The sequence below is a fragment of the Corticimicrobacter populi genome, assembly GCF_003123725.1.
Lineage (GTDB): Bacteria > Pseudomonadota > Gammaproteobacteria > Burkholderiales > Burkholderiaceae_B > Corticimicrobacter > Corticimicrobacter populi.
In genome coordinates this window covers 950,766-963,277 of sequence record NZ_QETA01000001.1, presented here as the reverse complement: position 1 = coordinate 963,277, position 12,512 = coordinate 950,766, and the positions used below count along the sequence as shown (strand labels likewise).

The 12,512-nt window shown below is 62.0% G+C and carries 10 protein-coding genes; 7 read left to right on the top strand and 3 right to left on the bottom strand.

Translation table 11 applies throughout. The annotated features are described in order from the left end of the window. Positions 1–45: 45 nt before the first annotated feature. Positions 46–2,538: a TonB-dependent siderophore receptor gene (locus DD235_RS04640; RefSeq protein ID WP_109060826.1), complete on the top strand. Its 2,493-nt coding sequence runs from the start codon at positions 46–48 to the stop codon at positions 2,536–2,538. A 97-nt stretch (positions 2,539–2,635) separates the two neighbouring features. Here the strand turns inward: DD235_RS04640 and DD235_RS04635 are convergent, their stop codons facing one another. The 3 genes from DD235_RS04635 to DD235_RS04625 are packed head-to-tail and all read right to left on the bottom strand — an operon-like array spanning position 2,636 to position 5,448. Further along, entirely contained in the window at positions 2,636–3,916 is a 1,281-nt protein-coding gene (locus tag DD235_RS04635) for a TRAP transporter large permease (RefSeq protein WP_109060825.1), read from the bottom strand. Positions 3,917–3,921: 5 nt separating this feature from the next. Further along, positions 3,922–4,434, bottom strand: a complete 513-nt coding sequence (locus DD235_RS04630; RefSeq protein WP_109060824.1) for a TRAP transporter small permease — start codon at positions 4,432–4,434, stop codon at positions 3,922–3,924. 27 nt (positions 4,435–4,461) lie between these two features. Next, on the bottom strand, positions 4,462–5,448 hold the full coding sequence (locus DD235_RS04625) for a TRAP transporter substrate-binding protein (RefSeq protein ID WP_109060823.1): 987 nt from the start codon (positions 5,446–5,448) through the stop codon (positions 4,462–4,464). Between the two features lie 105 nt (positions 5,449–5,553). Between DD235_RS04625 and DD235_RS04620 the strand changes: the two genes are divergently transcribed. From DD235_RS04620 to DD235_RS04595, 6 genes are all read left to right on the top strand, one after another. Continuing rightward, positions 5,554–8,061, top strand: a complete 2,508-nt coding sequence (locus tag DD235_RS04620) for an ABC transporter permease (protein ID WP_239990029.1) — start codon at positions 5,554–5,556, stop codon at positions 8,059–8,061. Between the two features lies 1 nt (position 8,062). Further along, a complete protein-coding gene (locus DD235_RS04615; RefSeq protein WP_109061022.1) occupies positions 8,063–8,497 on the top strand; it encodes a group II truncated hemoglobin in 435 nt (144 codons plus the stop codon). Next, complete coding sequence (locus DD235_RS04610) at positions 8,494–9,234, top strand: 3-deoxy-D-manno-octulosonic acid kinase (protein WP_109060822.1); 741 nt, start codon at positions 8,494–8,496, stop codon at positions 9,232–9,234. The genes DD235_RS04615 and DD235_RS04610 overlap by 4 nt, the downstream gene beginning before the upstream one ends. A 94-nt stretch (positions 9,235–9,328) precedes the next feature. Then, positions 9,329–10,423, top strand: coding sequence for a polyamine ABC transporter substrate-binding protein (locus tag DD235_RS04605; protein ID WP_420810443.1), 1,095 nt, complete (start codon positions 9,329–9,331; stop codon positions 10,421–10,423). A gap of 38 nt (positions 10,424–10,461) precedes the next feature. Further along, on the top strand, positions 10,462–11,607 hold the full coding sequence (locus DD235_RS04600; protein ID WP_109060820.1) for an ABC transporter ATP-binding protein: 1,146 nt from the start codon (positions 10,462–10,464) through the stop codon (positions 11,605–11,607). Beyond that, positions 11,604–12,512, top strand: coding sequence for an ABC transporter permease subunit (locus tag DD235_RS04595; RefSeq protein ID WP_109060819.1), 909 nt, complete (start codon positions 11,604–11,606; stop codon positions 12,510–12,512). The genes DD235_RS04600 and DD235_RS04595 overlap by 4 nt, the downstream gene beginning before the upstream one ends.

The window sequence follows — 12,512 nt, the reverse complement described above, 5'->3', positions numbered from 1 at the left end:
GAGTGAAACCGATTTTTGACTCACTCTCATTCGCGAAATAAAGCCATGACCCTGACCTCCAGACCGACGCAAGCATCGGCTGCCACTTCCGTTTCCTCTGCCGAATTTGTGCATTTTCAGCGTACCCCTTTGGCGCGTGCCTTGCAGGGAGCCTTGATATGCCTGTCGCTGGGGTTCGCCCTTGGCGTGGATGGCCGGCCGGTGCTGGCCCAGGAGCCTGGCAGACCGGTGCCTGCTGTCGAATCTGGCAGCTACAGTATTCCGTCCGGCCCGCTTGATGCAGCGGTGCTGCGCTTTGCGCGCGAGGCTGGCATCAACCTGACCTACGATGCTGCCTTGCTGCAAGGACGACATAGCCCTGGGCTGTCGGGCCGGTACGAGGCAGAGGCGGGGCTGGCTGCGTTGCTGGCCGGTTCGGGTATCGAGGCGCAGGCGCGTGCAGGTGGCGGCTATGCCCTGCGCCCGATTCGCCAGATGGGGCGTGGCAATACCCAGATGCTGGATGCCGTTACAGTACAGGGAGTTGCCGATGGCACGACAGATGGTACCGGCAGCTATACGGCAACCGGTCCCAGCAGAACGGCGACGGGCCTGGAGATGACGCTGCGCGAGACGCCGCAATCGGTGACCGTGATGACGCGCCAGCGCATGGACGACTTCAAGCTGGAAACACTGGCTGATGTGATGGAGCAGACGCCCGGTGTGACGGTGACGCGGCAGAATGACATGGCCACTTTCAATGTCCGGGGTTCTAAGGTCAATCTGCAGACTGACGGCAATCGCCGCTATAGCAATGGCTGGGGCTGGAACAGCCATATCGTTCATAGCTTCGACGACATGGCCGAGATCGACCGCATCGAGGTGCTCAAGGGTTCGTCCGGCCTGATCAATGGTGACGGTGCCTATGGCGCGACCGTCAATCTGATTCGCAAGCGGCCCACGCGTGAGTTCCAGGCCAGCGTCACGGCGGGAGCCGGCAGTTGGGATACCTACCGTGCCGATGCCGATGTAAGCGGCCCATTGAATGCCGATGCCAGCTTGCGTGGCCGGCTGGTGGCCGCGCGCAGAGATGCCAAGACCTTCAATGGCAAGGATACCGACAGTTCGATGGTATATGGCACGCTGGAATACGACCTGACGCCCGATACCGTGCTGAGCGCAGGGCTGACCTGGCGCGAGCGTGAAGTACGGGGGGCTGGAGGCACCACGCCGATCCAGGGGTTTGACGGCAAGGGCAACGCGGTGCCCCTGATGCCACGTGATTTCAATATCGGCGCAGACTGGGCCGGTTACCGACAGAACTCTCTCAATGCTTTCGCCCGCCTGGAACATCGTTTTGCCAATGGCTGGACGGGCAAGCTGCAAGTGGCGCACGAGGGTATCCAGACGCCCAATATGCGTATCGGTTCACTGCGCTATGCCGTGCCGGTGACAGCCCAGTACGGTTTGTACAAGGACATCAAATCGCGCGACCAGAGTGTCATGTTCGATCTGCAGGGGCCGTTCGAGCTTTTCGGGCAGGAGCACCAGTTGCTGTTCGGTGTCGGCGCATCCCGGCATCGGACGACGTTGCTCAGGTCCAGCCAGCCCGATGAAGTGCTGAACGGTGTCGATTTCAGCCAGGGTGGCAGTATCGTGCCGCAGCCTGCCGACAACCAGAACTATTCAGACGATTATTTCAGCAATGACCGCTGGTATGCCTATACTGCCGGCCGCTTTTCGCTGGCCGATCCGGTCAAGCTGATCGTCGGTGCGCGGGTGACCGATTATCGGCAGAAGGATGTGACCGATGTCGGTTGGTACAACTACGACCTGCATGAAAAGGCTGTGGTCACGCCCTATGCCGGTCTGGTGATTGATGTGGCGCAGGATGTCTCGGTCTATGCCAGCTATGCCAGCATCTTTCAGGCACAGAGCGCCAAGGATATTGATGATCGGACGCTGGATCCTGAAGAAGGCATCACTTATGAGGTCGGTGCCAAGGGTGAGTTTTTTGACCGGCGTCTCAATGCCAGTGCCAGCTACTTCTGGATGCGGACCGACAATACCGCCGAAGTGGCGGGCATGAATGTGCGTGGCGAGGAGTATTACACGGCGGTTTCGGGCGCGATCCGCAAGGGCTACGAGCTGGAGCTTTCCGGTGAGGTGGCGCGTGGCTGGCAGGTGCAGGGCAGCTATGTGCAGAACAGCAGCGATCTGAACAGTGCCAGCACCACGCCCAAACACCAGTTCAAGCTGGGGACAACCTATCAGTTTGGAGAGAGTTCGCTGCGCGGGTTGACGGTCGGCGCGGCCACCCGCTGGCAGAGTGCGATTTCGGTACAGCGCGGCACGGCGGAACTGCGTCAGGAAGCCTACTGGCTGCTTGATCTGATGGCACGCTATCAGGTCAATGACCGGCTCAGTATCCATGCCAACCTCAATAATGCGCTGGACAAGAAATACTTTGCCGGTGTGACCAACTTCAATGCGCAAGGACTGTTCTACACCTGGGGCGCACCGCGCAGCATCAATGTGAGCATGCGCTACGAGTTCTAAGGATGCCGTTCAGGCATCAGGTGGGGCGCGACCCTGCCTTTGCCTGGAGCTGAAGCCAGCCTACCCTGGGCAGGCTGGCTTCAAGACAGCCCGTGGATCAGTATCCGTAGGCCAGGTCCCGCAGACCCAGCGACAGCCCTGGCAGATAGGTGATCAGGGCCAGGCAGGCCAGCGTCACCAGTACGAACGGCACCAGCGGTCGCATCATTCTTTCCAGCGGCACGCCGGATACCGTACTGGCGGCAAACAGGTTGACCCCAAGTGGCGGGGTGATCATGCCCAGCGCCAGGTTGACGATCATGATCACGCCGAAATGCACCGGATCGATGCCGAACTGCACGGCCACCGGCAGCAGCAGCGGGGCCAGTACCACGATCGAAGCAGAGGTCTCGATGAACATGCCGATGACGAACAGCGCCAGGTTGACGCCCAGCAGGAAAGTCATCTTGTCGCTGAACAACTGGCTCAGCCAGGCACCCAGCGCATCGGGCACGCCGGCCCGATTGAGCAGGAAGCTGAACACGCCGGCATTGGCGATGATGAACATGATCACGGCGCTGGAGACTGCCGAGCGCTTGAGCACCAGCGACAGCGTACTGAAGCGGATGGTGCGGTAGATCAGGATACTGACCAGCAGGGCGTAGACCACAGCGACCACCGAGGCTTCGGTGGGGGTGAAGACACCGCCGTAGATGCCGCCCAGGATGATGACCGGCATCAACAGTGCCAGCCAGGAGCGACGCAGCGCGGCACCGACTGTCAGACGGTCCTTGCCGTCATCCTTGCCCAGGCCATGGCGGCGGGCATGGAACCAGACATAGAACATCAGCGCGATGCCGATCAGCAGGCCGGGGCCGACGCCGGCGATGAACAGTTCGCCGGTCGATGTGTCGGTGGACACGGCAAACAGGATCATCGGGATCGACGGCGGGATGATCACGCCCAGTTCGGCGGCCGTTGCCTGCAGCGAGGCCGCGAACGGTGCCGGGTAACCGTGGCGCACCATGGCCGGGATCAGGATGGCCCCCACGGCAAAGGTCGTGGCCACGCTGGAACCGGCCACGGCGGCGAAGATCATGCAGGTCAGCACGCAGGCGCAGGCCAGGCCGCCCTGCAGGCGTCCGACCAGACTCTTGGCGAAATCGACCATGCGCGCCGAGATGCCGCCGGCCTCCATCAGGTTGCCAGCCAGGATGAAGAAAGGAATCGCGACCAGCGGGTACTTGTCGAGGGCGGCAAAGAGTTGTTGCGCCACGACCAGCCAGGTCAGCCGCTCGGTCAGGGCAATGCCGAGCATCGAAGACAGGCCGATGGCCACGGCGACAGGAATCGACAGGCCGAAAAAGACGACCATGGAGAAAATCATCAACTGGGACATGGCGGTCAGGGCGTATCGGGATTCACGGAACTGGCATGATCAGCCAGGGGCTTGCGACGCTGCTCGACCCAGTGGGCCAGCACGCCGATGGCGGCCAGCGTGGCACCGACCGGGATTGCCAGGTAGATCCAGGAAATCGAGATCTCCAGGCTGGGCACGGTCTGGAAGCGGACCCGCCAGGTCATCTGCCCACCGATCCAGGCCAGAAAGAGCAGGAAGCTCATGCAGGTCAGGGCGATGATGTCGGAGAACCAGCGAAGCCCGCGCCGGGCCATGATGCTGCGCAGCATATCCACGCTGATCATGGCACCATGGCGGAACGCCAGCGCCGTACCCAGCAGCACGGTCCAGATGATGATGGCCCGCGTGGCCACTTCGCTCCAGTCGAGCGGGCTGTGCAGGACGAAACGGGCCACCACCTGGAAGAAGCCGGCGGCCACGGCCGCCAGCAGCAGGATCTGGACCGCAGCGGAAACCAGGCGAAAGAGCGCCTGGTCAATGAGGCAGAGTAGACGCATGATGCAACGATAGGATCGCGGAAGAGATTACTGGACAGCGCGGATCGAATCGATCAGTTGCTTGTCGAACTTCTTGTAGTACTCGGGATAGACCGTTTCGACTGCCGCTGCAAATGCTTCGCGATCGACGTCGGTGACCACTTCCATGCCTTCGGCCTGGAGTTGTGCCACGCCGTTTTTCTCGACATCATCAACATAGGCACGCATTGCCGCACCGGCAGCCTGGCCCGCTTCGATCAATTTCTGCTTGTCTTCGTCGGACAGGCTGTCGAAAAGGTCAGGGGAGGCCACGATGACGGCGGGCGCATAGACATGTCCGGTCAGCGATGCATATTTCTGCAGTTGCGACAACTTGGCCGAGACGATGACCGACAGCGGGTTTTCCTGCCCATCGATGGTGCCTTGCTGCAGTGCCGTTGCCACTTCCGGCCATGCCATGGGCGTGGGCAGGATGCCGATGGCGCGGAAGGCGGCAATGTGGATGGGATTTTCCGTAGTACGGATTTTCAGGTTTTTGGCATCTTCGGGCGTGCGGACCGGGCGCACGCTGTTGGTCAGGTGACGAAAGCCCTGTTCGCCCCAGGCCAGGCCAACCAGACCGCGCTTGGAGAATTCACCCAGCATATCGGTGCCGATCTGGCCGTCGAGCACGGCGCGGGCATGGTCCAGGTCGCGCATCAGGAACGGAATGTCGAACACACCGGTGGCCGGCACGAAATTGAGCGTGGCACCCGTCGACAGAATCGCCAGGTCAATGGTGCCCAGTTGCAGGCCTTCGATGACTTCGCGTTCACCGCCCAGGGCGCTGTTGCCGAATTGCTCGATGGCAAAGCGACCATCGGTGTTCTTTTCGAAGGATTCTGCGAACGCCTTGCCACCCGCACCATAGTGCGAATTGGCCGACAGCGCATAAGCCATCTTGAGTGAATCGGCGGCAACAGCAGGCTGGCTGAAGGCGGCGCCCGCGACGCAGGCGGCAGCCAGCAGCGAACGCATCCAGGGGGTGCGGATCATGGTGTCTTCTCCTTGGATCAACTTATAAAATGAATATGTCAAACGCCGCATTTTAGCGCCTGTAAAATGCTTGCACAAAAAACTCTCCGCAGGATATGCCGTCACATGCAGATCATGACACGCCGCTTCTGGCAGCAAGCCATCCGTTTCGCCTGGCGTGACGCACGGGCAGGAGAACTGGGCATGCTGTGTCTTGCCTTGCTGGTGGCCGTGGCAGCCCTCGCGGGTGTTGGCCTATTGGCTGACCGGGTCGAGCGCACCCTGAGCCGCGAGGCGGGTCAGATGCTGGGTGCCGATAGCGTGCTCAGGTCGGATACGCCGCTGTCGAATGGCTGGGAGCAGGAGGCGCAACAGCGTGGTCTGCAACTGGCGCATACTTGGCAGTTCCCGTCGATGGCGCGCTTCGGACAGGATATGCAACTGGCTTCAGTCAAGGCCGTCAGCGCCAGCTACCCGTTGCGTGGCCAGGTGCGCGTGGCACGCACGGCCGAGGATGCTGTCGGCCAATGGGAGCGCGGCGCACCGGCACCCGGCAGCGTCTGGGCTGAGCCGCGCCTGCTGGCTGCATTGGGTGCCGAGCTGGGTGACAGTCTGGCCCTGGGCAACCTGACCTTGCGTATCGAGGGTGTGCTGACGTACGAGCCGGATCGCGAGATGCGCCTGACCACGATGGCTCCCAGGCTGATGCTGAGTGCCGAGGATCTGGCACGATCAGGGCTGATCGTGCCGGGTAGCCGGATTGATTATGCGCTGCTGGTGGCTGGCACGCCAGAACAGGTCGGGCAGTGGGAGCGCTGGCTGGCACCGCAGCTCAAGACTGGTTTGCGGCTGGATACCCTGGAAGAAGGGCGGCCTGCCGTGCATGCCACACTGGTGCGGGCACAACAGTTCCTGTCACTGGTGGCGCTGACGGCCGCCATGATGGCGGCATTGGCCATCGCCCTGGGCAGTCGGCGTTTCCTGCAGCGCCATCGTGCCGGCATGGCCGTGATGCGATGCCTGGGGAGTACCCAGGCCGATATCACGGCGCTGCTGCTGGCTGAGTTCCTCATGGCGGGGCTGGTCGCCGCGCTGGCAGGTATGGGGCTGGGTTATGCCGCGCATGGCGCCTTGCTGGCCATTCTGGGGGATCTGCTGCCTGAAACGCTGGCCCCCGTCGGTCTCTGGCCGGCACTGCGAGCGGCCTTGCTGGGACTCTGGCTGTTGCTGGCCTTTGCCTGGCCAGCACTTGACCGGTTACGACGAGTGCCGCCGATGCGCGTGCTGCGACCCGCACAGGTCGAAGGCAACATCCGTGGCGCGATGCTCGACTATGCGCCTGGCCTGATCGGGCTGACGCTGCTGCTGGCATGGTTTGCGGGTGATTGGCGACTGGGTGGGATGGTGGCCCTGGGTTTTACGGGCGCTGCGTTGATTTTTGCCTTGGCCGCGCACACTGGTCTGACGCTGGCCGGCTGGCTGGCGCGGGCGGGTGGGCGGACGTCCGCCTGGCGTATGGCCCTGGCCGGCATGAGACGCCGGCGTGCCGGTGTCCTGGCACAGGTTGTCACGCTGGCGCTGGGATTGATGGCCATCCTGGTCCTGGCGCTGGCACGTACCGACCTGGTCGGCAGTTGGCAGGCCAGCCTGCCAGTCGACATGCCCAATCGGTTCGTCATCAACATCCAGGACGACCAGCGCGATGCCGTGCGGCAATCCCTGCTCGAGGCAGGCGTCAGTTCGCCCGAACTGGCACCCATGATCCGTGGTCGCCTGGTGTCCATCAATGGCGAGGCCGTCGATCCGACCCGCTACGAGGATCCGCGCGCGCAGCGTCAGGCCGAACGGGAGTTCAATCTGTCCTATGCCGATGCCTTGCCCGGGCATAACCGGATCGTGCAGGGCAGGGCGCTGGATGGCGCAGCCCAGGAAGTATCGCTTGAGGAAGAGTTGGCCCGACGACTTGGCATCAGCCTGGGAGACCGAATCGCGTTCGACGTGGCGGGGGATCTGGTGGACGTGTCAGTGAGCAGCATTCGCCAGGTGGACTGGAACAGTATGCAGGTCAATTTTTTCGCCGTTCTGTCGCCCGCCGCGCTGGAGCGTGCGCCTCGCACCTGGATCACGTCCTTTCATCTGCCGGATGGCGGGCAGGCCGCGTTGCGCGACATGGTGCGGGCCATGCCCGGCCTGACGGTGTTCGATGTGACGGCCACACTGCTGCAATTGCGCCAGGTACTGGATCAGACAGTGGCAGCGGTGCAGTTGTTGTTCGGCTTTACGCTGGCGGCAGGTATTCTGGTGCTGGCAGCCGCGCTATCGGGAACGCTGGACGAACGCCGCCGCGAAGCCGGCATTCTGCGCGCACTCGGTGCGGGCCGGGTCTGGCTGGCGAAGGTGCAGCGCTATGAGCTGCTGCTGACCGGATTCACGGCTGGTTTGCTGGCGTCGGCAGCTGCCGTTCTGCTAGCACAGGCCCTGGCCCGATATATTTTCGATTTCGATGTCGTGGCAGGTTATTGGGTCTGGCTGGCAGGGCCGCTGGCCGGCATGCTGGCGGCGTGGGCAGGCGGCAGCCTGGTGCTGCGCCAGGTACTCCATACGCCGCCGCTGGCGGTATTGAGGGATGCGTGACATGACGCAAGACAATATAAGTGGGGCGAGCATCGCACAGGATGCCCCCACCGGCAGCCTGTTTGATGAAATGGGCGGTGAGGCCGGCATCAGGGCCCTGGTGGACAGGTTCTATGACCTGATGGATCTCGAGCCTGACCTGCAGGCGCTGCGAGCGACCCACGGCCCGTCGCTGGATCAGGCCCGTGATCGCCTGTTCTGGTTCCTGTGCGGTTATACCGGCGGTCCCAATCACTATATCGAGCGTTTTGGGCATCCGCGCCTGCGTGCCCGCCACCTGCCTTTTTCGATCGGTCGTGCCGAACGCGATCAGTGGGTGGTCTGCATGGGGCGTGCCATGCAGGATCAGGGATTCCCCGAGCCGCTGATGGACAAGATGCTGGAAAGTTTCTACGGCATTGCCGACTGGATGCGCAATCGCGAGGGCAAGTCATGACGCAGCCGGTTTCGGTGGCAGACCCGGCCAGCGCCATTGCGCTCCATCGCAGCCTGGGCAAGGGTGCCGCCATGCTGTACGCAGTGCAGGTGCCCGGGCTGGATGCCAGCGTCTGGCAACCAGGCAGCTATGCATCGGCACATATCAATGCCGTGTCATCGGGTGGTCGCCAGGCGGCCTGGTTTGTCGAGGGCCCCTGGGGACAGGCGGTGCTGAGACAATATCGCCGTGGCGGACTGGTGGCGCGTATCAGCCGGGACCTTTATGTCTGGCAGGGGGAATCGAAAACGCGTTCGTTTGCCGAATTCCGCATCATGGAGATGCTATGGCATGCCGGACTGAGGGTACCGAGGCCGCTTGCGGCGGCATACTGGCGCAGTGCCGGCGTGCTGTATCGCGCGGCATTGCTGACCCAGCGGGTGGAACATGCCGTGCCGCTGGCCGACTGCATGGCCCAGGCCGATCCCGCACGGGTCGCGCAGTCCATTGCCGACATGCATGCTGCCGGAGTCTGGCATGCCGATCTCAATGCACACAACATCCTGCTCGATCCGGCAGGCGAGGCCTGGCTGATCGACTTTGACCGGGCCCGAGCCGGCGGGTGCAGCGCTCAGGACCGGCAGAACAACCTGATGCGGCTGAAAAGATCGATGCTCAAGCTGGCAGGCACGGCTGCCGAAGCGTATTGGCAAGCCATTTTTGTACATTATCAACAGATCGCCCGGCAGGGGGCATAAAGTTGCAATTCGCACTGGCCTCCCAATGCAAAATGGCTTTATTATTCCGCCCTTTAAGGGGTAACCAGCCAACCAAGTGGGGCACACCATGCATCTGAAAAAACTGACTCGACTGGCATGCGGCACAGCGCTGCTGGCGGCAGCAGGACTTGCGCAGGCACAGCAGCAGGTCGTCAACGTCTACAACTGGGCCGAATACACGGCACCCGATACGATTTCCGGCTTCGAAAAGGCCACCGGCATCAAGGCCCGCTACGACGTGTACGACAGCAACGACACGCTGCAGGCCAAGCTGCTGGCAGGCAATTCCGGCTACGATGTGGTGGTGCCCTCCACGCATTACGCCGCCCGTCAGATCGAAGGCGGCATTTTCCAGAAGCTGGACAAGACCCAGCTCCCCAACTGGTCGCACCTCGACCCCGCCATCATGGCGCTGGTGGCCGAGGTCGATCCTGGCAATGAATACCTGATCCCCTGGGGCTACGGCACCAATGGCCTGGGCTACAACGTGACCAAGGCCCGCGAGATCCTGGGGCCGGATGTGGCGCTCGACAACTGGGATATCCTGTTCAAACCCGAAAACGCAGAGAAACTGGCTGGCTGTGGCATTTCCATGCTCGACGAAGCGGCCCAGGTCTTTCCTGCGGTGCTGCACTACCTGGGCAAGGATCCCAACAGCGACAAGCCGGAAGACTATCGCGAAGCGCTCGACGTCCTCAAGAAGATCCGGCCCTATATCCGCCAGTTCAGTTCGTCCGGCTACATCGACGAACTGGTCGTCGGCGACCTCTGCATGGTCTACGGATTTTCAGGTGATGTGATGATCTCGCGCAGCCGCGCCCAGGAGGCCGGCAAAAGCTACGATATCAATTACTTCATCCCTCAGGGCGGTGCGCCTGCCTGGTTCGATGTGATGGCGATCCCCGCCAGCGCCCAGAACGTGAAGGAGGCACATGCCTTCATCAACTACATCGAGACCCCCGAGGTGCATGCCGCAATCACCAACACCATGTTCTATCCCAATGCCAACAAGACGGCACGGGACTTCGTGGTCAAGGACGTGGCCGATAACCCTATGATCTATCCGACGCCCGAAGTGGCCAGCACGCTGTTCGTGATCAAGCAGCAGCCGCCGGCCATCCAGCGCCTGCAGACCCGCATGTGGGCTGAGCTCAAGTCCGGTCGCTGATTTTTCGCTCACTGATTCGAATAGGAAACGTCTTCTCGATGTCCCCGGCAGAACCCTCCGCACGCCCGCTGGCACAGGCACCGCTGTCAGGCGATCCCGACGAATTCGTCAGGATCGCCGATCTGGTCAAGATTTTCGATGATACGGTGGCGGTCCGCTCCGTCAATTTGTCCGTGCGACGCAACGAGATCTTTGCGTTGCTGGGCAGTTCGGGGTGCGGCAAATCGACGTTGCTGCGCATGCTGGCCGGATTCGAGCAGGCGACCTCGGGCCAGATCCTGCTCGACGGTGAAGACATCACCCATGTGCCGCCGTATCGCCGGCCGGTCAATATGATGTTCCAGTCGTATGCACTGTTTCCGCACATGAGCGTGGCCAGCAATGTGGCCTTTGGCCTCAAGCAGGAAGGCGTGCCGGCCAACGAAATCCACGAACGGGTATTCGAGGCGCTGGACCTGGTGCAGATGGGCCAGTATTCGCGACGCAAGCCTCAGCAGCTCTCGGGGGGGCAGCAGCAACGTGTGGCCTTGGCCCGCAGCCTGGTCAAGCGCCCCAAGCTGCTGTTGCTCGATGAGCCCATGTCGGCGCTCGACAAGCAGATCCGTCAGAAGACCCAGCTTGAACTGGTACGCATCCTGGACCGTGTGGGCGTGACCTGCATCATGGTGACTCATGATCAGGATGAGGCCATGAGCATGGCGCACCGGCTGGCGGTCATGACCGATGGGCAGATCATCCAGTGTGGCACGCCACACGATGTCTACGCCTTTCCCAATTCCCGTTTCGTGGCAGGCTTCATCGGTTCGACCAATCTGTTCACGGGTACTATCGTGGTGGATGAGCCCGACCATGTTTCGATCGAGTGCGACGAACTGAGTCGGCCGCTGTATGTCAGTCACGGGATCAGCGAGCCGCTGGGGATGGAGGTATACGTTTCTATTCGTCCCGAGCGCATCCAGGTTCTGCGTGAACAGCCTGCTGAAGACAGCAACTGGGCGCATGGCGTAGTCAGCCATCTGGCCTGGATGGGCAGCTACGCGCTCTACCAGATCCGTCTCGACTCCGGCAAGCAGATCGAGGCCAGCGTGCCCAGTCTGGCGCTGGCGCAGAGCGACGCGCCGGGCATCGATGATGAGGTCTACATCAGCTGGGACGATGACAGCGCGACGGTGCTGGCAACATGAAGATCGACTGGAAGCGCTGGCTGCCGACGCAGCGCACACTGGCGATTGCGCCGCCGTTTGCGTGGTTGCTGCTGTTTTTTCTGGCCCCGTTCGTGCTGGTACTCAAGATCAGCTTTGCGGATCTCGATTTCGGCATTCCCCCGTACACGCCACTGGCCGAGTTCAAGGACGAGGTCATCAGCATCCAGCTCAACCTGCGCGGCTATATCCTGCTGCTGACGGACAGCCTGTATGTGGCGACCTATCTCAGCTCGATCAAGATGGCCGCCGTGACCACGCTGTGCTGTATCCTGATCGGCTATCCGCTGGCCTATCACATCGCCCGCGCCCACCCGTCGATTCGCGGGCTGCTGTTGCTGGCGGTGATCCTGCCGTTCTGGACCTCGCAACTGCTGCGCGTCTATGCCTGGGTGGGCATTCTGCGCAATGATGGTCTGCTCAACAATTTGCTGAGAGGGCTGGGTATCATCGATGCCCCTCTGGAAATCTACCGGACTGATCTGGCTGTCTACATCGGCATGGTCTATACCTATCTGCCGTTTTTTATCCTGCCGCTGTATGCCAACCTGGTCAAGCTCGACAACCGGCTGCTCGAAGCCGCCTATGATCTTGGTGCTCGGCCCTGGCAAGCCTTTCTGCAGGTGACCCTGCCGCTGTCGCGTCCGGGCGTGATTGCCGGTGCGCTGCTGGTGTTCATCCCGTCGGTGGGCGAGTACGTCATTCCGGAGATGCTGGGGGGAGCCAACACGCTGATGATTGGCCGCCTGCTGTGGACCGAGTTCTTCAATAATACCGATTGGCCGACGGCCGCCGCCGTGACCTGCATCATGATTCTGCTGCTGCTGGTGCCACTGGCGCTGTTCCAGTACAACCAAGTCAAGCAGATGGACCAGAGGAGCCGATGA